The 24,210-nt window shown below is 72.3% G+C and carries 24 protein-coding genes and 1 pseudogene; 20 read left to right on the top strand and 5 right to left on the bottom strand.

Translation table 11 applies throughout. The annotated features are described in order from the left end of the window. Positions 1–67 precede the first annotated feature (67 nt). The 4 genes from ACZ64A_RS16450 to ACZ64A_RS16435 all read left to right on the top strand — a co-directional run bounded on the left by ACZ64A_RS16450 (position 68) and on the right by ACZ64A_RS16435 (position 4,182). Positions 68–511 (top strand): Fur family transcriptional regulator, encoded by a 444-nt coding sequence (locus tag ACZ64A_RS16450; RefSeq protein ID WP_469810979.1) that lies wholly within the window; start codon positions 68–70, stop codon positions 509–511. A 72-nt stretch (positions 512–583) separates the two neighbouring features. Further along, positions 584–2,800 (top strand): catalase/peroxidase HPI, encoded by a 2,217-nt coding sequence (gene katG, locus ACZ64A_RS16445; RefSeq protein ID WP_469810978.1) that lies wholly within the window; start codon positions 584–586, stop codon positions 2,798–2,800. Positions 2,801–2,984: 184 nt separating this feature from the next. Further along, on the top strand, positions 2,985–3,653 hold the full coding sequence (locus ACZ64A_RS16440; protein ID WP_469810977.1) for an O-methyltransferase: 669 nt from the start codon (positions 2,985–2,987) through the stop codon (positions 3,651–3,653). A 127-nt stretch (positions 3,654–3,780) separates the two neighbouring features. Then, on the top strand, positions 3,781–4,182 hold the full coding sequence (locus ACZ64A_RS16435; protein ID WP_469810976.1) for an SseB family protein: 402 nt from the start codon (positions 3,781–3,783) through the stop codon (positions 4,180–4,182). Between the two features lie 15 nt (positions 4,183–4,197). Here ACZ64A_RS16435 and ACZ64A_RS16430 read toward each other — a convergent pair whose 3' ends face one another. Both ACZ64A_RS16430 and ACZ64A_RS16425 read right to left on the bottom strand, forming a co-directional pair. After that, positions 4,198–4,596, bottom strand: coding sequence for a MarR family winged helix-turn-helix transcriptional regulator (locus tag ACZ64A_RS16430; RefSeq protein ID WP_469810975.1), 399 nt, complete (start codon positions 4,594–4,596; stop codon positions 4,198–4,200). 73 nt (positions 4,597–4,669) lie between these two features. After that, complete coding sequence (locus ACZ64A_RS16425) at positions 4,670–5,020, bottom strand: VOC family protein (protein ID WP_469810974.1); 351 nt, start codon at positions 5,018–5,020, stop codon at positions 4,670–4,672. Positions 5,021–5,492: 472 nt separating this feature from the next. Between ACZ64A_RS16425 and ACZ64A_RS16420 the strand changes: the two genes are divergently transcribed. From ACZ64A_RS16420 to ACZ64A_RS16355, 14 genes are all read left to right on the top strand, one after another. Next, positions 5,493–5,774, top strand: a complete 282-nt coding sequence (locus ACZ64A_RS16420; protein ID WP_469810973.1) for an ArsR family transcriptional regulator — start codon at positions 5,493–5,495, stop codon at positions 5,772–5,774. A 10-nt stretch (positions 5,775–5,784) separates the two neighbouring features. Then, the gene (locus ACZ64A_RS16415; RefSeq protein WP_469810972.1) at positions 5,785–6,750 is read left to right on the top strand and encodes an SMP-30/gluconolactonase/LRE family protein; all 966 of its coding nucleotides are present in this window, start codon (positions 5,785–5,787) and stop codon (positions 6,748–6,750) included. Positions 6,751–6,820: 70 nt separating this feature from the next. Continuing rightward, entirely contained in the window at positions 6,821–7,282 is a 462-nt protein-coding gene (gene crcB, locus ACZ64A_RS16410) for a fluoride efflux transporter CrcB (RefSeq protein WP_469810971.1), read from the top strand. Then, positions 7,279–7,659 carry a DUF190 domain-containing protein gene (locus ACZ64A_RS16405; protein ID WP_469810970.1) on the top strand — a complete coding sequence of 127 codons (381 nt, stop codon included), beginning with the start codon at positions 7,279–7,281 and terminating at the stop codon, positions 7,657–7,659. Before crcB (ACZ64A_RS16410) ends, ACZ64A_RS16405 begins: the two co-directional genes overlap by 4 nt. Next, complete coding sequence (gene crcB, locus ACZ64A_RS16400; protein WP_469810969.1) at positions 7,656–8,030, top strand: fluoride efflux transporter CrcB; 375 nt, start codon at positions 7,656–7,658, stop codon at positions 8,028–8,030. Before ACZ64A_RS16405 ends, crcB (ACZ64A_RS16400) begins: the two co-directional genes overlap by 4 nt. A 75-nt stretch (positions 8,031–8,105) precedes the next feature. Continuing rightward, entirely contained in the window at positions 8,106–8,942 is an 837-nt protein-coding gene (locus ACZ64A_RS16395; protein WP_469810968.1) for an undecaprenyl-diphosphate phosphatase, read from the top strand. Positions 8,943–9,105: 163 nt separating this feature from the next. Then, positions 9,106–9,783 (top strand): FadR/GntR family transcriptional regulator, encoded by a 678-nt coding sequence (locus ACZ64A_RS16390; RefSeq protein ID WP_469811373.1) that lies wholly within the window; start codon positions 9,106–9,108, stop codon positions 9,781–9,783. Next, positions 9,780–11,213, top strand: coding sequence for an amino acid permease (locus ACZ64A_RS16385; RefSeq protein ID WP_469810967.1), 1,434 nt, complete (start codon positions 9,780–9,782; stop codon positions 11,211–11,213). The genes ACZ64A_RS16390 and ACZ64A_RS16385 overlap by 4 nt, the downstream gene beginning before the upstream one ends. Before the next feature lie 44 nt (positions 11,214–11,257). After that, the gene (locus ACZ64A_RS16380; RefSeq protein WP_469811372.1) at positions 11,258–12,268 is read left to right on the top strand and encodes an asparaginase; all 1,011 of its coding nucleotides are present in this window, start codon (positions 11,258–11,260) and stop codon (positions 12,266–12,268) included. 605 nt (positions 12,269–12,873) lie between these two features. Then, positions 12,874–14,277, top strand: coding sequence for an aspartate ammonia-lyase (gene aspA / locus ACZ64A_RS16375; protein ID WP_469810966.1), 1,404 nt, complete (start codon positions 12,874–12,876; stop codon positions 14,275–14,277). Positions 14,278–14,438: 161 nt separating this feature from the next. After that, positions 14,439–15,362: a glutaminase gene (locus tag ACZ64A_RS16370; protein ID WP_469810965.1), complete on the top strand. Its 924-nt coding sequence runs from the start codon at positions 14,439–14,441 to the stop codon at positions 15,360–15,362. A 98-nt stretch (positions 15,363–15,460) separates the two neighbouring features. Continuing rightward, positions 15,461–16,780, top strand: a complete 1,320-nt coding sequence (locus ACZ64A_RS16365; RefSeq protein ID WP_469810963.1) for a tetratricopeptide repeat protein — start codon at positions 15,461–15,463, stop codon at positions 16,778–16,780. A gap of 181 nt (positions 16,781–16,961) precedes the next feature. Further along, a complete protein-coding gene (mptB, locus tag ACZ64A_RS16360; RefSeq protein ID WP_469810962.1) occupies positions 16,962–18,356 on the top strand; it encodes a polyprenol phosphomannose-dependent alpha 1,6 mannosyltransferase MptB in 1,395 nt (464 codons plus the stop codon). After that, the gene (locus ACZ64A_RS16355) at positions 18,353–19,876 is read left to right on the top strand and encodes a glycosyltransferase 87 family protein (RefSeq protein WP_469810960.1); all 1,524 of its coding nucleotides are present in this window, start codon (positions 18,353–18,355) and stop codon (positions 19,874–19,876) included. The genes mptB and ACZ64A_RS16355 overlap by 4 nt, the downstream gene beginning before the upstream one ends. A gap of 80 nt (positions 19,877–19,956) precedes the next feature. Here the strand turns inward: ACZ64A_RS16355 and ACZ64A_RS16350 are convergent. From ACZ64A_RS16350 to ACZ64A_RS16340, 3 genes and pseudogenes are all read right to left on the bottom strand, one after another. Then, positions 19,957–20,787 (bottom strand): annotated as a pseudogene (locus tag ACZ64A_RS16350) (D-alanyl-D-alanine carboxypeptidase family protein); the annotation flags it as partial. Positions 20,788–20,898: 111 nt separating this feature from the next. Then, positions 20,899–22,044, bottom strand: a complete 1,146-nt coding sequence (gene rho, locus ACZ64A_RS16345) for a transcription termination factor Rho (RefSeq protein ID WP_469810959.1) — start codon at positions 22,042–22,044, stop codon at positions 20,899–20,901. Positions 22,045–22,354: 310 nt separating this feature from the next. After that, positions 22,355–22,753: a nuclear transport factor 2 family protein gene (locus tag ACZ64A_RS16340; RefSeq protein ID WP_469810958.1), complete on the bottom strand. Its 399-nt coding sequence runs from the start codon at positions 22,751–22,753 to the stop codon at positions 22,355–22,357. A gap of 71 nt (positions 22,754–22,824) precedes the next feature. On the opposite strand from ACZ64A_RS16340, the gene ACZ64A_RS16335 reads away from it, so the two are divergent. Both ACZ64A_RS16335 and ACZ64A_RS16330 read left to right on the top strand, forming a co-directional pair. Beyond that, positions 22,825–23,388, top strand: coding sequence for a PadR family transcriptional regulator (locus ACZ64A_RS16335; RefSeq protein ID WP_469810957.1), 564 nt, complete (start codon positions 22,825–22,827; stop codon positions 23,386–23,388). Between the two features lie 4 nt (positions 23,389–23,392). Then, positions 23,393–24,118: a class I SAM-dependent methyltransferase gene (locus ACZ64A_RS16330; protein WP_469810956.1), complete on the top strand. Its 726-nt coding sequence runs from the start codon at positions 23,393–23,395 to the stop codon at positions 24,116–24,118. Positions 24,119–24,210 lie beyond the last annotated feature (92 nt).

The following is a 24,210-nucleotide window of genomic DNA, read 5'->3' as shown; positions in this document are numbered from 1 at the left end:
CCACGTCACAAAATTGAATCGTTCGTTTTTCTGTACCTCTCGTGTCTGGCGGAGTAGGTTGCTCGCCATGAGCGCATCCCGGTCTGCGACCGCTGCCGAGGAGCTGCGCGGTGCCGGCCTGCGCGTCACGGCCGCCCGCGTTGCCCTCCTCGAAACCGTCCGTGCGGGCGACCACCTCGACGTCGAGGCGATCGCCGGCGGCGTGCGCGCCCGCGTGGGCCACATCTCCGTCCAGGCCGTCTACGAGGCCCTGCACGCGCTCACCGCGGCCGGGCTCATACGCCGGATCGAACCGGCCGGCAGCCCGGCCCGGTTCGAGGGGAGGGTGGGGGACAACCATCACCACGTCGTGTGCCGCTCCTGCGGGACCGTCGCCGACGTGGACTGCGGGGTCGGTGAGGCGCCCTGCCTGACCGCCTCCGACGACCACGGTTTCGTCATCGACGAGGCCGAGGTCATCTACTGGGGCCTGTGCCCCGACTGCTCCACCGCAGGCAGTTCAGCACTCTGATCCACAGGCAGTTCAGCCCCCTGATCCGCAAGCAGTTCAGCACCATGATCCGCTTAGTTCGGAAGGATCCGCATGTCCGAGAACCCTGACGCAATCGTCACCGACCCCAAGACGGAGGGCACAGGTGGCTGCCCCGTCGCGCACGGGCGCGCCCCGCACCCCACGCAGGGCGGCGGCAACCGCCAGTGGTGGCCTGAGCGGCTCAATCTGAAGATCCTTGCCAAGAACCCCGCCGTGGCCAACCCGCTCGGCGAGGAGTTCGACTACGCCGAGGCGTTCCAGAGCCTCGACCTCGCCGCGGTGAAGCAGGACATCGCCGAGGTGCTCACCACCTCGCAGGACTGGTGGCCGGCGGACTTCGGTCACTACGGCCCGCTGATGGTCCGCATGGCCTGGCACAGCGCCGGCACCTACCGCATCAGCGACGGCCGCGGCGGCGCCGGTGCCGGTCAGCAGCGCTTCGCCCCGCTCAACAGCTGGCCGGACAACGCCAACCTGGACAAGGCCCGCCGTCTGCTGTGGCCGGTCAAGAAGAAGTACGGCAAGAGCCTCTCCTGGGCCGACCTGCTCGTCCTGACCGGCAACGTCGCGCTGGAGACGATGGGCTTCGAGACCTTCGGCTTCGGCGGCGGCCGCGCCGACGTCTGGGAGGCCGAGGAGGACGTCTACTGGGGTCCCGAGACCACCTGGCTCGGCGACGAGCGCTACAGCGGCGACCGCGAGCTGGAGAACCCGCTCGGCGCCGTCCAGATGGGCCTGATCTACGTCAACCCGGAGGGCCCCAACGGCAACCCGGACCCCCTCGCCGCGGCCCGCGACATCCGTGAGACGTTCCGCCGGATGGCGATGAACGACGAGGAGACCGTCGCCCTGATCGCCGGTGGTCACACCTTCGGCAAGACCCACGGCGCCGGCCCGGCCGACCACGTCGGCAACGACCCCGAGGCCGCCTCCCTGGAGGAGCAGGGCCTCGGCTGGAAGTCGACCTACGGCACCGGCAAGGGCGGCGACACCATCACCTCGGGCCTCGAGGTGACCTGGACCAGCACGCCCACGCAGTGGGGCAACGGGTTCTTCAAGAACCTCTTCGAGTACGAGTACGAGCTGACCGAGTCCCCGGCCGGCGCCAAGCAGTGGGTCGCCAAGGACGCCCCGGAGATCATCCCGGACGCGCACGACCCGTCGAAGAAGCACCGCCCGACGATGCTCACCACCGACCTGTCGCTGCGCTTCGACCCGGTCTACGGGCCGATCTCCCGCCGGTTCTACGAGAACCCGCAGGAATTCGCCGACGCCTTCGCCCGCGCCTGGTACAAGCTGACCCACCGTGACATGGGCCCGAAGTCGCTGTACCTCGGCCCGGAGGTCCCGGCGGAGACCCTGCTGTGGCAGGACCCGCTGCCCGAGGCGGAGGGCGAGCCCATCGGCGCCGCCGACATCGCCGCCCTGAAGGCCAAGCTCGCCGACTCCGGTCTGACCGTGTCGCAGCTGGTCACCACCGCGTGGGCGTCGGCCTCGACGTTCCGCGGCAGCGACAAGCGCGGTGGCGCCAACGGCGCCCGTATCCGCCTCGCGCCGCAGCGCGGCTGGGAGGTCAACGACCCCGACCAGCTCGCGCTGGTGCTGCGCACCCTCGAGGGCATCCAGCAGGAGTTCAACACCGGCGCCCGCAAGGTGTCGCTGGCCGACCTGATCGTGCTCGGCGGCTGCGTCGCGGTGGAGAAGGCCGCCAAGGACGCCGGGTTCGACATCGAGGTGCCGTTCACCCCGGGCCGTGTCGACGCGACCGAGGAGCACACCGACGTCGAGTCCTTCGAGGCCCTGGAGCCGACCGCGGACGGCTTCCGCAACTACCTCGGCAAGGGCAACCGTCTGCCGGCCGAGTACCTGCTGCTCGACCGCGCCAACCTGCTCACCCTGAGCGCCCCCGAGATGACGGTCCTGGTCGGCGGTCTGCGCGTGCTGGGCGCCAACCACCAGCAGTCGCAGCTCGGTGTCTTCACCAAGACGCCGGGGGCCCTGACGAACGACTTCTTCGTCAACCTCCTCGACCTCGGTACGACGTGGAAGTCGACCAGCGAGGACCAGACCACGTTCGAGGGCCGGGACGCGGCCACGGGCGAGCTGAAGTGGGCCGGCAGCCGTGCCGACCTGGTCTTCGGCTCGAACTCCGAGCTGCGCGCGCTCGCGGAGGTCTACGCGAGCGACGACGCCAAGGAGAAGTTCGTCCAGGACTTCGTCGCGGCGTGGGTCAAGGTCATGGACCTGGACCGGTTCGACCTCGTCTGATCGTCCCGCACACACCGTCCGGGCCGGCCCATCGGGCCGGCCCGGACTGCTGTGCGCCGACGCCCGCTTCCGCAACCGCTGTGCGGCGATGCCGAGTGGGGGAAGGGCCGCTGCCGGAGAAGCGGGCCGTCCGTAGTAAGTTCCCTTTGTAAACTGACTCGTTCGAGCCGTGAGGGAGCACACCGTGTCCCAGGAGACCTGGACCGCTGTCGACGCCTACTTCAACGACCTGCTCGTGGAGGAGGACGCCGCCCTGCGCGCGGCCGTGGCCGACGCCGACGCCGCGCGGCTTCCGGCCATCCACGTCGCTCCCAACCAGGGCAAGCTGCTCCACCTGCTGGCGCGGATCCGCGGTGCCCGCACCGTTCTGGAGATCGGCACGCTCGCCGGCTACAGCACCATCTGGCTGGCCCGCGCCCTGCCCGCGGACGGACGCCTGGTGACGCTGGAGGCCGACGAACAGTGCGCCGCCCTCGCCGCCGCCAACGTGGCCCGCGCCGGGCTCGATCACCTCGTCGACATCCGCCGCGGCAACGCCCTGGACACCCTGCCGCGGCTCGAGGAGGAGGGGGAGGAGCCCTTCGACCTCGTCTTCATCGACGCCGACAAGCCCTCCAACCCCGCCTACCTGGAGTGGACCCTGCGGCTCACCCGTCCCGGCAGTGTCATCGTCGGCGACAACGTCGTACGGGAAGGGGCCGTCACGGACCCCGGCAGCTCCGACCCGCGCGTCCAGGGCGTGCGCCGCTTCACCGAGCTGATCGCCGCGCACCCCCGGCTGACCGCCACGACCCTGCAGACGGTCGGTGAGAAGGGCTACGACGGATTCACGCTGGCGCTGGTCACCGGCTGACCGCCGGTTCGGATCGGTCGCCGGTAAGGGGAATGATCGCGTCCGGGTCGGGTACGCGTGGCCCGACCGTGCCCGGGAACCGTCACCGAAAACGGCCCGCATGACCGCCGCTACCAGGGAAGACACCATGGACACACCCGAGAACGACAACTCCGCCACGCCCGCGCAGCGCGCTCTGGACGCGCTCGCCCAGAACACGGAGGACACCGCGGCGCTCGACACGCTGGCGCACAGCGACGTGCTCGTGCCGGTGCCCGACGACGTCGCCGAAGAGGACGCCACCAACCCGTCCGCCGTGGCCCTGCCGGTGCTGGAACAGCCGGGCGGGAACCCGGTGGTCCCGGTCTTCACCTCGGAACCGGCGATGGCCGACCTGCTGCCCTACATCTCCCGCTACCGTCTGGTGCCGCTCGGCGCGCTGGCCGCCCAGTGGCCCGCGGACGACCTGTCGCTCACCATCGACGCGGGCTCCTCGCACCCGCTGACGCTCACCTCGGAAGGCGTGCGCACCCTGCTGGCGCGGCCGTAGGAGCCGACGCGGGTCCTACGCGGGCGGGCCGCCGAGCATCCGCTCCAGCACCTCCCGCTGGAGCGGTCGCACCTGTGCGTGCAGCCGGCGGCCCTTGTCCGTCAGGGCGACCCACACGCCCCGCCGGTCCTCGGCGCACACCGAGCGCTCGACCAGGCCGTCCTTCTCCAGGCGGCCGATCAGGCGGGACAGCGCGCTCTGGCTGAGATGCACCTGTCCGACCAGGTTCTGCACCCGGCACTGGTCGCCCGGCCGGGTCGAGGCGCCGGCCAGGATGTCGAGCACCTCGAAGTCGCTGGCGCCCAGACCGTGCGGGTGCAGGGCCCGGTCGATCTCGCACATCGTGCGGGCATGCACCGACAGGATGCCCCGCCACCGCTCCTCGAGCCGCGCCTCGGCCGTCTTCGCTGCCATACCCGCACGGTAGCACCGAATCGGCCATTCGTTGACTATGCAACTAGTGCGGGCGCAACGAGCCGTACGCCCTTCAGGCCACCGGGTCCTGGAGCAGCCCCACGAGGTTGCCGTCGGGGTCCTTCACGGACACGATCAGCCGGCCGTTGCCGACGTCGCGCACGTCCTGGACCACCTCGGCGCCCGCCTGCAGCAGGGCCGCGAGGCGCTCCCGCAGATCGGTGACGTGCCAGAACGGCACCGGACCGGTCAGGCCCTGAGCGTGCCCGTTCGGGTCCAGGCCCACGTCCTGGCCCTCGGCCTTGAAACCGACGTAGTACGGCTCGTCGACATACGGCTCGACACCGAGCAGGGCCGTGAACACGGCCTTGGCCCGGTCCTTGTCCTTGACGGGGTAGATGATCGTCTGCACGCCGGCGGTCATGGCACTCACTCCTCGAAAGGGCGGGATCCCGCGAAAGGGCGGATCCCTCGGAAGGGCGGGGTCCGACGGGTTTCCGTCGGTGCATCCCACGCTAGGACGGCGCGGCGCGTCCTGGCTTCTCCGATCCTGACCGGTCGCGCGATCCCGGCGCCGCCGCGGACGGTGTACGGGGCCTGCGCGACCGCGCAGTACGACGACAGGGTGACGTCGTACCCCGGCGGCCATCCGGGGGAACGACCGCCGTGATTCCTCACCCCGAGGCAGGCGGCCCCACCGGAGGGGCGCACCCCACGGGGCCCGGCCACCACGACGAAGGCCGGGCCCCGTTCCGCGTCAACACCCGCCCCTTTTGCGGACGTTGGCCGACGCATCCCGGACAACGCGCGCCGACCGCGGTGCGCGAGCGCTCCCACCGGGGAACAGTGGGAAGACGCGGTACGCAGGCCCGGCTCAGGCACCCGAGGGGGACACGATGGTGAGGGCTCCCGTCAGCGAGAGGCGACTGCGCCTCCTGCAGTGGCTCGAGCACGCCCCCGACCCGGTTCCGCCGGGCGACGATCCCTCGCACGGCGGCGTCACGGAGGACGCGATCGCCCTCGCGCTCGGGGTGCCGTTGAGCCTCGTACGGTGCGACCTCGCCCTGCTCACCCGCGTCGGCCTGGTGCGCGCCCGCCAGGCCGGACCGCACACCTACTACCGGCGGGACGAGGTACGGATCGCCGAGGTGGCCCGCCTGTTCGAGAAGGGCTGGTGATCCGGCCGCCATGGACCGACCCACGACTCTGCGCCCGTTCCGCCGCGTCCGCCTGCCCGGCCACGGCCCCGAGGACGTGATCGCCGACCCGCACGGCCGGATCCTCACCGGCGTGGCGGACGGCCGCATCCTGCGCCTCGACGGCCTCACCGACCCCGACGCGCCGCCCCGAGCCGAGACCCTCGCGGACACCGGCGGCCGGCCGCTGGGCCTGGAGCTCCTTCCCGACGGCGACCTGCTCGTCTGCGACGCGGAACGGGGACTGCTGCGCGCCGATCTCACCACCGGCACCGTACGGGTCGTGGCCGACGAGGTGGCGGGGGAGCGGCTGCGCTTCGCCAGCAACGTGGTGGCCGGACCCGACGGCAGCGTCTACGTCACCGTCTCCAGCCGCCGTCACCCCCTGCGTCACTGGCTGGCCGACATCGTCGAGGACACCCGCACCGGCCGCCTGCTCCGCCTCGCCCCCGGGAGCACCGCCTTCGAGGTCCTGCTGGACGGCCTGCGCTTCGCCAACGGTCTCGCCCTGAGCGCCGACAGCGCCTTCCTGGTGCTGGCCGAGACCGGCGCGTGCCGTCTGACCCGCTACTGGCTCACCGGACCGCGGGCCGGCCGCAGTGAACCGTTCGCCGAGCAGCTGCCCGGCATGCCCGACAACCTGTGGCGATCCGGCCCCGACGGCCCGATCTGGGTCGCCCTGGCAGGCCCCCGTGTCCCCGCGCTCGACGTCCTGCACCGCGCCGCCCCCACGGCACGCCGCGCCGCCGCGCGGGCAGCGGTGCACGCACCCTTCCGGCCCACCGGCACCACCGCCGTCCTGGCCGTCGACGACGACGGCCGTGTCGTCCATCACCTCGCCCGCCGCCACTCCCGCTTCCGCATGGTCACCAGCGTCTGCACGACGGCGGGACACCTGGTCCTCGGCAGCCTGTGGGAGCCGGGCGTCGCGGTCTGCGCCCCGCCCACCGGCGGGTGAGCCGCCCTCCGCCCCGGCGCTAGGCTGGTGTCGGCCGTGATCACCGCACGGCGAGCAGGAGACGGACGACATGACAGCCCCCGAAGCCGAGAGCCTTCGCATCCCCGCCGCCCCGCGGCACCGCACCGCCTGGCGCGGTCAGCTGCCCGTCGTCGCGGTGGTCGCGCTCGGCGGAGCCTGCGGCGCGGCCGCGCGCTACGCGGCCGGGCTCGCCTGGCCCGCCGCCGGTGACGGATTCCCGTGGACCACGCTGTGGATCAACATCAGCGGCTGTGCGGTGATGGGGGTCTTCATGGTCCTGATCACCGAGGTCCTGGCCGCGCACAAGCTGGTGCGGCCCTTCTTCGGCACCGGCGTGCTGGGCGGCTTCACCACCTTCTCCACCTACGCCGTCGACGTCCAGCAGCTCATCGACCACGGCCAGACGCGGACCGCGCTGGTCTACCTCGCCGCGACCCCGCTCGCGGCGCTCACCGCGGTGTGGCTCGCCGCGACCGCGACCCGCCGCGCCCTGACCCGGAGGCAGCGATGACCCGGCTGACCGGACGAGCCCTGCGCCTGACCGTCTTCGTCGGCGAGATGGACACCTGGCACCACAAGCCCCTGTACGCCGAGATCGTGCACCGCGCCCACGCGGCCGGTCTGGCCGGGGCCAGCGTCTTCAAGGGCATCGAGGGCTTCGGTGCCTCCTCCCTGATCCACACCTCGCGGCTGCTGTCGCTGAGCGAGGATCTGCCGGTGGCCATCGTGATCGTGGACACCGAGGACCGCGTCCGCGCATTCCTGCCGCAGCTGGACGAACTGGTCACCGAAGGACTGGTCACCCTCGACGACTGCGAGGTCATCCGGTACGTGGGACGCGGCGCCGAATCCGGCGAACCGGGCAGGAAGGGTAAGAAGTCGTTGTGAACTGGCTGCTCGTCGTCGCCGGCGGTATGGTCGGCGCGCCCCTGCGCTATCTCACCGACCGCGCGGTGCAGTCCCGGCACGACTCGGTCTTCCCCTGGGGCACCTTCGCGGTCAACGTCGTCGGCTGTGTGATCCTCGGGCTGCTGACGGGCGCGGCGGCCGCCGGCGCCGTGGGCTCCGACGTCCGGCTGCTGCTGGGTACGGGCCTGTGCGGGGCCCTGACGACGTACTCGACGTTCTCGTACGAGACGCTGCGGCTGACGGAGACCGGTGCCCGTCTGTACGCGCTGCTCAACGTCGTCGGGAGCGTGGCCGCCGGGTTGGGCGCGGCGTTCGCCGGAGCGGCGCTGGCCGAGGCCGTCTGGCCGTAGGCGCGCGCTCTAGCCCGCGTGTAGTAAGACTGTCCCGCCCCCCTGTACCCCCTGCCCCTCCAAGAACGGGAATCCATGAGCGTCATCAGCGTCGGCCAGGCCGTCGTCCTCGGAGCCGTCGAGGGAGTGACCGAGTTCCTCCCCGTCTCCTCCACCGGACATCTCAAGATCACCGAGGGGCTGATGGGCATCCCGGTCGACGACAACGCCGTCGTCGGTTTCTCGGCCGTCATCCAGGTCGGTGCCATCGCCGCCGTGCTCGTGTACTTCTTCAAGGACATCGTCCGGATCGTCTCCGCCTGGGGCCGTGGCCTGGCGAACAAGGAGGAGCGGTACCACCACGACTACAAGTTCGCCTGGTGGGTGATCGCCGCGACCGTCCCCATCGTGATCGTGGGCCTGGCCGCCAAGCCGCTGATCGAGGGCCCGCTCGCCTCCCTGTGGGTGGTGGCCGGGTCGCTGATCGTCGGCAGCGGTGTGATGTGGGCGGCCGACCAGATGGGCCGGCACAAGCGCGGTGAGGACGACACCTCCTTCAAGGACGCGATGCTGGTCGGCTGCTCGCAGATCCTCGCGCTGCTCTTCCCCGGCTTCTCCCGCTCCGGCGCCACCATGTCCACCGCGCTCATCCTCGACCTGGACCGGGTCGCCGCCACCCGCCTGTCCTTCTTCCTCGGCATCCCGGCCCTGACCGGCGCCGGTCTGTACGAGCTGAAGGACGCGCTCGGCACCGGTGTGGGCGCGGCCCCGCTGGCCGTGGGGACCATCGTCTCCTTCGTCGTGGCCTACGCCTCCATCGCGTGGCTGCTGAAGTTCGTGGCCAAGCACTCCTTCAACGCCTTCGTGATCTACCGCATCGTCATCGGCGTGGCGCTGCTCGGCCTGCTCTCCACGGGCATGCTCGACGCCTGATCCCGAGACTGCCAGGGGGCGGAAAGCCGATTTACAGGCTTCCCGCCCCCTGAATTTTTCCTTCCACCCGCCTTGACACCGCCCCTCCGCCACCCGGAGTATCACTCCCGTGAACCTGTCAGACAGCCGGACAGCCAGTCAGCCTCCGCGGCGCATCAGCGCCATGGAGGCCGTACTCGGCCATCTGCGCGGCGCCATCGAGCGCGGCGAGTACGCCATAGGCGACAAGCTCCCCAGCGAAGCGGAGCTGTGCCGCACCCTGGAGGTGTCCCGGCCCGTCCTGCGCGAGGCGCTGCGCGCCCTGCAGACGATGGGCCTGACGGTCTCCCGGACCGGCAAGGGCACCTTCGTCGTCGCGAACGCCGTCGAGGACCCCACCTTCGGCGACTACGCGGCCAGCGACCTGCTCGAAGTGCGCCGCCACATCGAGATCCCCGTCGCCGGGTACGCCGCCGTGCGCCGCACCCCGGAGAACCTGGACCACCTGGCGCATCTGCTGGAGCGCATGGAGCGGGAGACGGACACCACCGCGTGGGTCGCGATGGACACCCTCTTCCACCTCGCCGTGGCCGAGGCCGCCCAGAACCCGGTCTTCCGCCGGGTCATCGAGGAGATCCGCGACGCACTGGCGCGCCAGTCGGCCTTCCTCAACGAGCTGGGCGGCCGGCGCGAGCAGTCCAACCGCGAGCACCGGGCGATCGTCGAGGCGCTGGTCGACGGTTCCGAGCACGACGCGGTGGAGGCCATGGCCCACCACCTCGACCGCGTCGAGACCACCCTCACCGACATCGTGCGCCCCGCGCGCGCGGCCCAACCCATGGAAGGCGGACCCGAGGCGTGAGCGAACAGCACCTCAAAGACGAGACGCGCCCCTCGACCCGTCACATCGACGCCGGAGACGAGGGCTACAGCAAGTCCCTGAAGTCCCGGCACGTCAACATGATCGCCATCGGCGGAGCCATAGGCACCGGCCTGTTCCTCGGCGCCGGAGGCCGCCTCGCCGACGCCGGCCCCTCCCTCTTCATCGCCTACGCGGTCTGCGGAGTCTTCGCGTTCCTGGTCGTGCGCGCCCTGGGCGAACTCGTCCTGTACCGCCCGTCCTCCGGCGCGTTCGTGTCGTACGCCCGCGAGTTCCTGGGGGAGAAGGGCGCGTACACCGCGGGCTGGATGTACTTCCTCAACTGGGCGACGACCGGCATCGCCGACATCACCGCGGTCGCCACGTACACCCACTACTGGGGCATGTTCTCCGACATCCCGCAATGGCTGATCGCATTGATCGCCCTCGCGATCGTCCTGACGGTCAACTTGATCTCCGTCAAGTTCTTCGGTGAGCTGGAGTTCTGGTTCGCGATCATCAAGGTGGCCGCGCTGGTCACGTTCATGTGCATCGGCATCTTCCTCCTGGTGACCCGCCACCCCGTCGACGGCACGACCCCCGGCCCGTCCCTGATCACGGACAACGGCGGCGTCTTCCCCAACGGCCTGCTGCCCATGCTGCTGATCATCCAGGGCGTCGTCTTCGCCTACGCCTCCGTCGAGCTGGTCGGCGTCGCCGCCGGCGAGACCGAGAACCCCGAGAAGATCATGCCGAAGGCGATCAACTCGATCATGTGGCGCGTCGGCCTGTTCTACGTGGGCTCGGTGATCCTCCTGTCGATGCTCCTGCCCTGGAACAAGTACACGTCCGGCGAGAGCCCCTTCGTCACGGTGCTGTCGCACATCGGCGTCCCCGCGGCGGGCGGCGTGATGAACCTCGTCGTCCTCACGGCGGCCATGTCGTCCCTCAACTCGGGCCTGTACTCCACGGGCCGCATCCTGCGGTCCATGGCCGTCAGCGGCTCGGCCCCCAAGTTCACCGCGCGGATGAGCCGCACCCAGGTCCCCTACGGCGGCATCCTGCTCACCAGCGGCATCTGCGTCCTCGGCGTCGGCCTGAACTTCGTCGTCCCCAAGGACGCCTTCGAGATCGTCCTGAACTTCGCGGCGATCGGCATCCTCGCCACCTGGGGCATGATCATGGTCTGCCATCTGCGCTTCTGGCAGAAGACGCAGACCGGCGCACTGACCCGCCCCGGCTACCGTCTGCCGGGCTCCCCCTGGACCGAACTCGTGACGCTGGCGTTCCTCGCCTCCGTCCTGGTCCTCATGTACGCCGACGGCGGCGCCGGACGCACCACCGTGCAGTGCCTGCCGCTGATCGTCGGCGCCCTCGTCGCGGGCTGGTACGCCATCCGCGGCCGCCTCGACCGCAGCAGGGCCGGCGCGTGAACAGCGCACCCGGCCGCATCCACCCACCACTGAACCAGGCGAAGATGTACAGCAGTTCCCTTGCGGACGCACCCCAGATCCGCGAACCCCTCCACGCACCCGTGGCCCACCTCATACGCGGCGGCGTCATAGAAGGCATCCACTACGGCTCCGTCGCCGTACTCGGCCCCGACGGCACCCCCGTCCTCCAGCTCGGCGACATCGAGGCGGCCTTCTACCCCCGCTCGGCCATCAAGCCGCTCCAGGCCGTCGCCATGGTCCGAGCGGGCCTGCCGCTCGAAGGAGACCTCCTGTCCCTGGCGGCCGCGAGCCACTCCGGCGAAGAGGTCCACCTCGAAGGCACCCGCCGCATCCTGGACCTGGCCGGCCTCAGCGAGGACGATCTGCGCAACGTCCCCGACCTCCCCTTCGACCCCGCCGTACGCGACGCCTGGATCCGCGCCGACCGCGGCCCGTCCCGCCTGGCCCAGAACTGCTCCGGCAAGCACGCGGCCATGCTGTACACCTGCAAGCTCAACGGCTGGTCCCTGGAGGACTACCTCGACCCCGGCCACCCCCTCCAGAAGGCGATCGCCGAGATCGTCGAGGACCTCACCGGCCAGCGGATCGCCCAGGTCACCGTCGACGGGTGCGGCGCCCCGCTGTTCTCCCTCTCCCTGCACGGCCTGGCCCGGGCGGCCGCCCGCATCACCACGGCGGCCCCCGGCACCCCGGAGGCCCGCGTGGCCGACGCGATGCGCGACCACGCCGAGATGGCCTCCGGCACGGGCCGCGACGTGGCCGCGCTGATGCGGGCGGTGCCGGGGCTGCTGGCGAAGGACGGCTTCGAAGGCGTCCAGGTCGCGGCCCTGCCCGACGGCCGCGCGATCGCCGTCAAGATCGCCGACGGGGCGAACCGGGCGCGGATCCCGGTGACAGCGGCGGCGCTGGCCCGCGCGGGAGTGGACCCGTCACTCCTCACCGCCTTCGAGGGCGAGCCCCTCCTGGGCGGCGGCCGTCCGGTAGGCGCGGTCCGCCCGGTCCGCGCGCTGGACCCGGTCACGACGGTCGCCTGACGGCGGGTCGGGCTGCCCCCGGCGCCCCCCGGCGCCGGCACTGCGGCCGGCCGGGGACAGCCACGCTCACCGGCGCCGGCCGGGTGCCTCCCCCAAGCACTGAGCGCAAGGGGGTACCCCAGCCCGCCCGTGCCGCCCTGGGGGTCCCCCTGCTCGAAGAGCTTGGGGGAGGCACGACTGCCCCCAGCTACGCGGGCCGGCAGCCCGCGAACGCGCGCCACGGCGTCGATGCACTCGCCCGCGGCGGTGAGGGGACGGGGTGGGGGGTGTCCGCCCGCAGCGTCCGGCACCGTGACACCGAGCACTCGTCGGAAACGGATGGCCGGACCGAGGACGGACACCCCCCACCCCGGCCCCGACTCAGAAACCGGCCGCAGGCGAGGACCGCAACCACCCACCGGACGGAAACGGGCCGCCGCAGGCAAAAAAAGGGGCGCGGGGAACGGCGCGACCAGCCACAACGCACCCGCAGGGAACCACGCACCCAACGCCGCAGGCACCCGCGACCAGCCACAACGCACCCAGCGCCGCAGGCACCCGCACCCGACCGACGCCGCCCTCCCCGCGCCCCTCCCTCACCCCACCCCGAAACGAAAGAAACCGACATGACCACCCGCACCGAACACGACCTGCTCGGCAACAGGGACATCCCCGCAGACGCCTACTGGGGCGTCCACACCCTCCGCGCCACCGAGAACTTCCCCATCACCGGCACCCCCATCTCCACCTACCCCCACCTCGTCGACGCCCTGGCCGCCGTCAAGGAGGCAGCCGCCCGCGCCAACGAGGAACTCGGCCTGCTGGAGCCGAAGAAGGCCGCCGCGATCATCGCCGCCTGCCAGGACATCCGCGCCGGCAAGCTGCACGACCAGTTCGTCGTCGACGTCATCCAGGGCGGCGCCGGCACGTCGACCAACATGAACGCCAACGAGGTCGTCGCCAACCGCGCCCTCGAACTGCTCGGCCACGCCAAGGGCGAGTACACCCACCTCCACCCCAACGAGGACGTCAACAAGGGCCAGTCGACCAACGACGTCTACCCGACGGCCGTCAAGATCGCGACGGTCTTCGCGGTCCGTGGACTGCTCAAGGCGATGTCGGTTCTCCAGGATGCCTTCGCCCGCAAGGCCGTCGAGTTCCGCGACGTCCTGAAGATGGGCCGCACCCAGTTGCAGGACGCGGTCCCGATGACGCTCGGTCAGGAGTTCTCGGCGTACGCGGTGATGATCGAGGAGGACCGCAGCCGTCTCGCCGAGGCCGTCGAGCTGATCCATGAGATCAACCTCGGCGCCACGGCCATCGGCACCGGCCTCAACGCCCCCGCGGGGTACGCCGAGGCCGCCCGCCGCCACCTCGCCGACATCACCGGCCTGCCGCTGGTCACGGCGGCCAACCTCGTCGAGGCGACCCAGGACTGCGGCGCCTTCGTCCAGATGTCCGGCGTCCTGAAGCGGATCGCCGTCAAGCTGTCCAAGAGCTGCAACGACCTGCGCCTGCTCTCCTCCGGGCCGCGTGCCGGCCTGGGCGAGATCAACCTCCCCCCGGTGCAGGCGGGTTCGTCGATCATGCCCGGCAAGGTGAACCCGGTGATCCCCGAGGTCGTCAACCAGGTCGCCTTCGAGGTGATCGGCAACGACGTCGCCATCACCATGGCGGCCGAGGCCGGCCAGCTCCAGCTGAACGCGTTCGAGCCGATCATCCTCCACTCCCTTTCGGAGTCGATCACACACCTGCAGCGCGCCTGCCTCACCCTCGCCGCCCGCTGCGTCGACGGGATCACCGCCAACACGGAACGCCTGCGCGCGACCGTGGAGAACTCCATCGGCCTGGTCACCGCCCTCAACCCGCACATCGGATACACGGCGGCCACGGACATCGCCAAGGAGGCCCTCGCCACCGGCCGAGGAGTCGCCGAGCTGGTCCTGGAAAAGGGCCTGCTCCCCGCCGACCGCCTCGCCGCCCTGCTCCGCCCGGAAGTGGTCGCAGGCACCACAGCCCCAACGACCTGACACCACTGCCCCCCACCCCACCCCCCACACCCGCCACCCCCCTCTGACCACCCCACCCCCCGCCCCTGACCACCCCACCACCCCACCACCCCACCACCAGACCACCCCACCCCACCACCCCCGAAGCGCCCCAAACCGCCCCCGGAGGGGAGAATACGATCATGACATCGTCGAAGACCTTCGCCCCGGTGCTGGAGCGCATCGCCGAGGAGATCGAGCGCACCCCCGGTCGCGGCCGCCCCGCCGACTACATCCCGGCGCTGGCGGCCCGCGACCCGCGCCGCTTCGGCATGGCCGTGGCGGAGCCGGACGGCACGGTGTACGGCGTGGGGGACTGGCGTGAGCCGTTCTCCACCCAGTCCGTCACCAAGGTCTTCACCCTGGCCCTGGACCTCGCCCGCGAGGGCGACGAGCTGTGGGAGCACGTGGGCCGGGAGCCGTCCGGCAACCCGTTCAACTCCCTGGTGCAGCTGGAGTACGAGAACGGCATCCCGCGCAACCCGTTCATCAACGCCGGCGCCCTCGTCGTCACCGACCGCCTGCACACCCGTACCGGCGACGCGGCGGCGGAACTCCTGGCGTTCCTGCGTGCCGAGAGCGGCAACCACGACCTCGCGTTCGACGAGGAGGTGGCCGCCTCGGAGTCCGCGCACGGCGACCGCAACGCCGCACTGGCGCATTTCATGGCGTCGTACGGCAACATCGACAACCCGGTGCCGGAACTGCTCGACCAGTATTTCCGCCAGTGCTCGATCAAGGCCTCGTGCGCCGACCTGGCCCTGGCGACCGGCTTCCTCGCCCGCCACGGCATCCGCGCCGACGGCTCCCGGCTGCTCACCCGCAGCCAGGCCAAGCAGGTCAACGCGATCATGCTGACGTGCGGCACGTACGACGCGGCGGGCGACTTCGCCTACCGCGTCGGCCTGCCGGGCAAGAGCGGCGTCGGCGGCGGCATCATCGCCGTCGTCCCCGGCCGGTGCACGCTGTGCGTCTGGAGCCCGGGCCTGGACGAACGCGGCAACTCCGTCGCCGGAGTAGCCGCGTTGGACCGCTTCACCACCCTCACCGGCCTCTCGGTGTTCTGACCCCTCACTTTCCGGCCTCCGCCCTCGGCGAAGGCCGCCGATCGACGCCTCCGTAAAGTAGTTGAGGCAGAAGTGACCGGTCCGTCAAGATCGACGGCATGTTCTCGCGGAAGAATCGCCGACCCAAGTCCCCCGAAGCGCTGAAGGCCTGGGAGTCCCTGGAGGCCGGCGACATACCCGGCGCCCTGCGCGTGTTGCGGACCGCGGCCGAGACGCTGCCGCTGGGCGAGCTCGCCCTTGTCGTAGGCAAGGCGGCAGCGGCGGCCGGCTTCGACGACCTCCGGCGGACCGCGGAGGCGCTCGCCGCCCAGCCTGAACGGGCCCAGGAGCAGTACGACTTCGGATACGCCTGTGTCGAGCGGGGCGTGTCGTACCTCGCCGTCCCCGCCCTGCGCGAGGCCTTGCGCCAGGTGCCGGCCTCGGCCGCGGTGCTGCGCGAGCTGGTCTCCGCCTACGAACGCGAGGGGCGCCACCGCGAGGCCGTCGAGGTGCTGAACGCCCGCGAGAGCGCCCTGGTCGCCTGGCCGGACCGTTACCTGCTGGCGTACAACGCACTCATGGCGGGCGATGTGGCCCTGGCCCGTGCGCAGCACGACCGGCTCCCCGACCCCGATGACGCCATCTGGCTCCCCGCCCGCGACCGTCAGCGCGCGATGCTGGAGCGTGCCGCGAGCGCCGCTCCGGTGAGCGCGCTGGACGGTACCGACCTGCGGGGATGGCAGTACGTCATCGGCGGCGGCGTGCTCGGCACGCTGTCGCCGTACGGCTTCGACGCGGGCATGAACGGCCGGTTCGCCTGGCTCCAGGACACCACGGACCTGTGTCTGCAGGGCCTGCTGCGCCTGAGGGGGGCGCTGGCGGCGGCCGAGGTGCGGCCGGCCGCGGTGTCGCTGCTTCCCGACCGCGACAGCCACATTCTCGGCCTGGCCGCCGCCGAGGTACTGGGTCTGCCGGCGCGGCCGTACGCGCCCGGCGAACCCGGCACTGTCGTCGTCGCCTACGACCTGAACGACCTGGCCGGCACGGACGAGGGCCCCGACATCCTGGCGCAGCTCGGCGAGCGGGCCCCGGGCCAGGTGCTGCACGAGCACGCCAGTTGCTGGACCGACCCTCCGGTCGTCGCCGCCGACAGTATCGGCCTGCTGCATCAGCAGGTCACGGCGCCCTGGGCGGAGCGGATGCGGCTGGACGACGACGGCGAGGTGGGCCGGTCGCCGGCCGACGACCGGCCTCCGGCGGAGATCGCGGCGGAGATCGTCGACGCCGATCCCACCCCGGACGAGGGGGACGGCGCGACCCCGGCCGACCCGGTCGAGAAGCTGACGGACTTCGTCGCGGCAGTCCACCCCACCTGGCTGCGAGCGCAGCGCTCGGGCCTGCGCTCGTCGGGCCCGGTCCCCAGCGGCCGTTTCCACTGACACCTGCCCGGCCCGTCGCCCCGCACCCGCACAGGCTGAAAACACCGACCCCCGAACCACCCCACCCCCGAACCCCCCACCCCCACGGCGCTCACCCCCCGTCCACAAGCAAGCCGCCGCCGTGAGCCCCGCTCGTTGCCTCGTGGTCATCCCGTCTCGGCAGGCTGGCCCGGTGCTGGCCATGGCTTTTCCCTTCGATCTGCGTCGCTGCCAGGTGCTCGGCCTGGCCGGTACCGCCTTTCTCGCCCTGGGCGGGGAGACGGCAGGCGCCCTGCCGATGGCGGATCTGCCGGCGCCGGCCTCGGCGCGGGCGGCGCTCGGGCTGGTCGGCGTGTACTTCGGCGTCGTCCTGCTGATCGCCGCCTGGGCCCTGCTGGGCCGGCTGCTGCGCGGGCCGCGCCCGCCGTCTGCCCGCGCCCTGCTGCTGGTGCTGGCCGTCTGGGCGTCCCCGCTGCTCCTCGCGCCGCCGCTGTTCAGCCGTGACGTCTACAGCTACCTCGCGCAGGGCGCCATGGTCGACGCCCATCTCGACGTCTACACCCACGGCCCCGCCCTGCTCGGCGGTCCCCTCGCCGACGAGGTGGCTCCGCTGTGGCGGCACACCGGCGCGCCGTACGGGCCGGTGTTCCTCGCGGCGGCCTCGGCGCTGTCGGGGCTGACCCGGGGTCAGCTGCCCGCGGGGCTGCTCGGCATGCGGCTGCTGGCGCTGCTCGGTGTCGCCCTGATGGCGGCGGCGCTGCCGCGTCTGGCCCGGGCCGGCGGCGTGGATCCGGCCGCGGCGCTGTGGCTGGGCGCGCTGAACCCGCTGGTCCTGCTGCATCTGGTGGCGGGCGCCCACAACGACGCCCTGATGCTCGGCCTGCTGGGACTCGGCCTGGTCGCGGCACTGGGCCGGCGCCCACTGATCGGCACCGTGCTGATCACGCTCGCCGCTCTGGTCAAGGCGCCCGCCCTGCTGGGCCTTGCGGCCGTCGTGGTCCTCCGGGTCCGGGCGGGCCGCCGTCCGCTGCCGGCCACCGTGTCGACGCTGGCCGCGGCCGCCGCCACGACCGTCGCGGCGACCGCCGTCGCGGGCACCGGCTACGGCTGGATCGGCGCCCTCGGCACACCGGTCTCCGCACAGAACTGGGCTCCGACCAGCCTGCTCGGCCGCGCGACGGGCGCGCTGCTGGACCGGATCGGCAGCGATCTGGCCCCGCTCGCGGTGCCGGCCTGGCACACGCTCGGGTTCGCCGTCGCCGCCGTCACCCTCGCCGCCATATGGTGGCGCCGGCGGCCACGCCCGGTGTACGCCCTCGGTCTGAGCCTGGCGGTGGTGGCCGCGTGCGGACCGGCGGTCCGTCCCTGGTACGCCCTGTGGGGCCTGTTCCTCATCGCGGCCGCCGCGCCCAGCGCCTCGGTCCGGCACCGGACGGCGGCCGTCGCAGCGGTGCTCGCGCTCGCCGTCCTGCCCGGCGGCGGTCCGGCCGACACCGGCCGGCTCCTCCTGGCCGTCTGCGGCGGGGCACTGGCCCTGGTCGTGCTGTACCAGCTGCACCAGGTGGCGGACCTCCCGGCGCTGGAGCGCACCGCATGAGCGGGCCGAGCCGGGACGGCCGCGCCCGCCCGCCGTTCCCCGTCCCTGCCACCGGCCGCGGCCGGCTGCTGCTGCTCCTCGCCGTGGCCGTCGTGGTGACGGGGTTCACCGCGACCGTGCCCTTGTTGCGCGACTGGTTCGACCTGCGGGTCTACTACGGAGCCGTGCACACCTGGGTCCGCCACGGAGGGCAGGTCTACGACTACCGGGTGCCGGGCACCGCGTACGGCTTCACCTATCCGCCGTTCGCCGCGGTCGCCATGCTGCCCATGGCCCTGCTCGGCCGTACCGCCGCGCTCGCCGGTGCGCTGCTGCTGGACGCGGTGGCGCTGGCGGTCGTACTGCGGGTGCTGGCGGGCCGGGCGTGGCGCCGGCCCGGCTGGTTCGGCTGGGGGCTGGTCCTGTGCGGGCTGGCCCTGTTCGAGCCGCTGCGCGACACCGTGAGTTTCGGTCAGGTGAATCTCCTCCTGCTGGCCTTGGTCCTCGCCGACGCCTGGCTGCTGACCCGCGGCACGGCCATCGAGCGGCCGGCCGCGACCGCGGCGGTCGCCACCGCGGCGGTCGCCGCCGTCGGAGGCCGCGAGCAGGACGCCGACGCAGCGCGCGGCGGCGGGAGACGGGCCGCCGTGCTGGCGGGTGCCGGGATCGGGCTCGCGGCGGCGATCAAGCTCACGCCCGCGCTGTTCATCGGCCTCCTCCTGCTCGGGCGCCGGCGGCGCGCCGCGGCCGTCGCGACGGCGGTCGCCCTCGCGGCGACGGCCCTTGCGGCGCTCGTCGCGCCCGGCCCGTCCCGCTTCTACTGGACGGAGGCGATGTGGGACACCGCACGCGTGGGTCGTCTGGACTACGTCTCCAACCAGTCGGTGCAGGGCGTCCTCGCCCGTCTGGGCGAGCCGCAGCGCGGGGTGTGGGCGCTTGCCGTGGTGGCCGTGCTCGGTGTGTGGGCCTGGCGTTCGCGCCGGGCGGCGGCCGCGGGGGACTGGCCGGCCGCCTTCGCGCTGACCGGCCTGGCCGCGTGCCTGGTCAGCCCGATCACCTGGGTGCACCATCTGGTGTGGCTGCTGCCGTCCTTCGCGGTCCTGCTGCGTGCCGGGCACGCGCGCGTGGCGGGCGCCCTGTACGCGGTGCTGTGCACCAGCGTGGTCTGGCTGTGGGCGCACGACGCGTCCGGCGTGGCCGCCTTCGCCGGTGCCAATGCCTACACCTGGATCACCCTCGGTCTGCTGCTGTGGCTGCCCTGCCGTCACCCACGCGCGGCGGCACGCTTCTTGGCGCGCAGCGACAGTGCGACCGTGACGGCGCCCGCGACGGCGGCGGAGGCGATCGCGGCCGCGTCGGCCCAGCCGAAGCCGCCCGGCGACCCCGCGGCCGCGGCGGAAACGGCGGCGGCGACGGGTGAGGCGTGCGGCCCGTGCGGAGGCGGCGGTGTGCCGGGCGCGGCCGCGTCCAGCGAACCGACCGGATCGACCCGCCCGGCCGCGCCGAACCCCCAGTCCAGCAGCGCCCGCGCCTCCTCGTAGACGGCGAACCCGCCGCCCGTCTGCGGGTTCATCACCGTCACGACGAGCGTGCGGGTGCCCCGCCGGGCGGCGGCGACCAGTGTGTTGCCGGCCTGGCTGGTGTAGCCGTTCTTGACGCCGATCAGCCCCGGGTAGGCCTCCACCCCGTCGGCGCCGGTGAGCAGCCGGTTGGTGTTGCGGATGCCGTACGACCATCCGCCGCCGCCCGGGAAGCTGGCCTCGGCGGTGCCGCAGTACTGCGCGAAGTCGCGATTGCGCAGCCCTTCCCGTCCGAACACCGCGAGGTCGTACGCCGAGGAGACCTGGCCGGGCGTGTCGTAGCCGTCGGGCGAGACGACGTGCGTGTCGCGGGCGCCGAGGGCGCGGGCCTTGGCCTGCATCTGCGTGGCCGTGGCCGACCAGCCGCCGTTGAGCGCGGCGAGCACGTGCACGGCGTCGTTGCCGGAGTTGAGGAAGACGCCGCGCCACAGGTCGGCGACGGTGTAGGTGTGGCCCTCGGCGACTCCCACCATGCTGCTGCCCGGGCCGATCCCGGCGAGTTCCTCCTCGCTGACCCGGTGTTCCAGGTTCGCCGGCAGGGCGGGCAGCACCGTCAGCGCGAACAGTGTCTTCAGCGTGGAGGCCGGCGGCAGCTTGCGGTGCGCGTCGTGCGCGGCGAGGACCTCGCCGGTGCCGGCGTCGGCCACCAGCCACGACAGCGCGGAGATGTCCGGCAGGCGCGGGGCGCCGCCGCGCAGCCGTACCTGGGTGCCGTACGGCTGGAGCAGGGCCGGCTGTGCCGCCCGCGGTCCGCCGGGCGTGGGCTCCGCTCCGCCGGCGGCGGCCGCCGTGGCGGGGGAGAGGGCGAGGACGCCCGCCACCGTGAGCGCACAGGTCGACAGGGCGACCCGGGAAGGAAATCCGATGGTCATACGATCAACCTAGGAATTCCCGGGAGAAACCCCCTTGCTACCCGGGCCGAACGGGTCACGCGTGCACCCGTATGCCGCACACCTCGCCGCAAACGGGCTCTGCGGGTACGGTCAGGCCGACGGCAGCGTGGGCTGGATCCGGCGCAGGAACGCCGCGTTGCCGGGGGTCTCGCGGAGCCGCTGGAGCAGCGTCTGGAGTCCGGCGGGCCCGCTCTGCGCCGCGAGGGCCCGGCGCAGCCCGCGTACGGCCGTCAACTCGGCGGCGGGCAGCAGGAGTTCTTCCCGCCGGGTGCCCGAGGAGGGCAGGTCGACGGCGGGGAAGAGGCGGCGGGAGGCCGCTTCGCGGTCCAGTCGCAGTTCCATGTTGCCGGTGCTCTTGAGTTCCTCGAAGAACAGGTCGTCGGCGCGCGAGCCCGTCTCGACCAGGGCGGTGGCCAGGATGGTGAGCGAGCCGCCCTCCTCGGCCAGGCGGGCGGCGCCGAAGAACCGCTTGGGCCCTTGGAGTGCTGCCGCGTCGACACCGCCGCTGAGGGTTCGGCCGCCGGCGGACGCCGCGTGGTTGTGGGCCCGGCACAGCCGGGTGAGCGAGTCGAGCAGGAGCACGACGTCCTCGCCGGCCTCCACCCGCCGCCTGGCCCGCTCGATCACCAGCTCGGCGAGCGCGATGTGCTGGGCGGGGGAGCGGTCGAACGTCGAGGCGTACACCTCACCCCGCACCGAGCGGCGCATGTCGGTGACCTCTTCGGGCCGCTCGTCCAGCAGCAGCACCATCAGACGGCACTCGGGGTGGTTGCCGGCGACGGCGGCCGCGATCTGCTGCAGCAGCACGGTCTTGCCGGTCTTGGGCGGGGCCACGATCAGCCCGCGCTGGCCCTTGCCGACGGGGGCGAACAGGTCGACGACCCGTCCGGCAGCTCCGGCCGCCGGGTGTTCGAGCCGCAGCCGCTCCCGCGGGTGCAGCGGGGTCAGATCGCGGAAGTGGCGGCGGTCACGCGCCTCTTGGGGGGTACGGCCGCCGACGTGCCGCACCTCGGTCAGGCCCTGCCGTCCGTCGCGTACGCCCTCGACGAGATCGCCCTTGCGCAGGCCGTGCCGGCGGATCAGGGCGGGGGCGACGGGCGGGTCGGTGGGCGTGGGCAGGCAGTGGGCGGTGCGCAGGTGCCCCTTCCCGTTGCCGTCGATGTCCAGGACACCGCTGACGAGCTGGGCGGACGGGGGCCGCGCGGCAACCGGCGGGCGTTCGAGTGTGGTGGTCATGGGAGTTCGGTCCTTTCGTTCAGGCCGAGGGGGGACAAGCGAGAAGAGGGGGAGAGGCCGCGGAACGAGGGGCGCGGAAGAGCGCGCCCGGCGGCGGAGATGTCGTGCCTCGGCGGGAAAGAGCCGCCGGCATCAGGCGTACGACGAAAGAAGGCGCAGGAAGAGAAGTTCTGCACCGACGCCCTCGACGGGGCGCGGAGATGTGCTGTTCGCACTGTAGCACCGGATGTCCGCGAAACAACGGCAAAGGGCGCCACCACGTCCAACGCGGTGACGCCCCGGGTTGTTCCGGAAGGGGTGTTCTGCCAGGTCAGACCGACCGGGCAGCGGCTTCGGCGGCGATGGCGTCGAACTTGGCGCCCATCGCCGCCGCCAGTGCCTGCGCGCCGGACAGCGGGCGCACCATGACGGTGAATTCGTCGATCAGCCCGTTGTCGTCGACGTGGATGAAGTCGCAGCCGGTCAGCTCGCGGTCGCCCACGCGGGCGGCGAACACCAGAGCGTGGTCGCGCCCGTCGGCACCGGCCAGCTCACGGAGGTAGCGGAAATCCTCGAAGACCGTCGAGACGGCGCGCAGGATCGCCGCCGTGACGGCCTTGCCGGGGTACGGCTTGAAGACCACCGGGGACGTGAAGACGACGTCGTCGGACAGCAGCGCCTCGACGGCGTCGAGGTCGCCCGCCTCGACCGCCTCGCGGAACGCACGCATCGGGATCACCTCATACTCAATTATTTGAATAGGTGCGGAGGACAATAGTCACCTGCTGTTAGCGTGTCCACATGTCGCTGAAGTTCGCGGTGCTGGCCGCCCTGCTGGAGGGCGAGGCCTCGGGATACGAGCTGTCCAAGGTGTTCGACGTCTCGCTGGCCAACTTCTGGCCGGCCACGCCGCAGCAGCTCTACCGGGAGCTGGACCGCCTGGCCGGCGACGGGCTGATCGAAGCCCGCCTGGTCCAGCAGGAGCGCCGCCCGAACAAGCGGATGTTCTCCCTCACCGAGGAGGGCCGCGCCGAACTGCGTGCCTTCGCGGTCGCGCCACCGCGCAGGCCCACCGCCATCCGCGACGAGCTGCTGATCAAGATCCAGGCCATGGACGGCACCGATCCGGCCGCGACCCGGGCCCTGATCGAGGAGCGCAGATCCTGGGTGCGCGGCAAGCTGGACCGCTACCGGCGGGTCCGCGAGCGCCTGCTGAACGGCCGCGACGAGCAGGAGTACCTGCGCGAGGCCGACCGTGTCGGTCCCTATCTGACGCTCATGGCGGGCATCTCCTTCGAGGAGGAGAACCTGCGCTGGTGCGATCGCGTACTCGCCGTCCTGGAACAGCGCGTTCCTCTAGGCTGACCCGGTGTTCAGCCCCGAAGGCCCCACCCTGCGCGAACTCGCCGTCCAGGCACTGTCCTCCGTCGAGTGCGGCTACGACCTGCTGGCCCCCAAGTTCGACCACACACCGTTCCGTACGTCCGCCTCCCTCCTCGCCGCCGTCGCCGAGCAGCTCGCTCCGCTCGGCCCCTACGACGACGGCCTCGACCTGTGCTGCGGCACCGGAGCCGGGCTCGACGTGCTCGCGCCGCTGTGCCGGCGCAGCGTCACCGGGGTCGACTTCAGCGCCGGGATGCTGGAGGTGGCGAGCCGGCGCACCCCGCCGGCCGGGCAGCGGGTGTCCTGGGTGCGTGCCGACGCCCGTGCCCTGCCCTTCGCCGAAGCCTTCGACCTGGTGGTGAGCTTCGGCGCGTTCGGCCATTTCCTGCCCCGCGAACTGCCAGGCCTGTTCGCGCAGGTGCACGCCGCCCTGCGCCCCGGCGGCCGCTTCGCGTTCCCGGTCGTCGCCCCGCCGCGGCCCACCGAGCCCGCCTACTGGATGCTGCTCGGCTTCGACACCGTGATGCGGGTGCGCAACGCGCTGTGGCGCCCGCCGTTCGTCATGTACTACCGCGCCTTGCGGCTCGCCGACGTGCTACGGGAGTTGGAGCGCGCCGGGTTCGAGGCCGAGCTGCACGCCCTGCCCGCGTTCGGGCACCGCCGCGACGGCAGCCCCCGGGTGCGCACGGTCGTCGCCCGACGACCCGCCTGAGTGGCCCGCGCCCTGTCCGGAGCGTTCCCTCCGCGCGGCACGCCTCTGTGAGCGGACGGTTGGCAGCGCTAACAAGCTGTGCCATAGTTCGG

This window comes from Streptomyces sp. NPDC104814, assembly GCF_055583185.1.
Note: the sequence above shows the minus strand (reverse complement) of the source record. Positions and strands in the feature narration are given on the sequence as shown.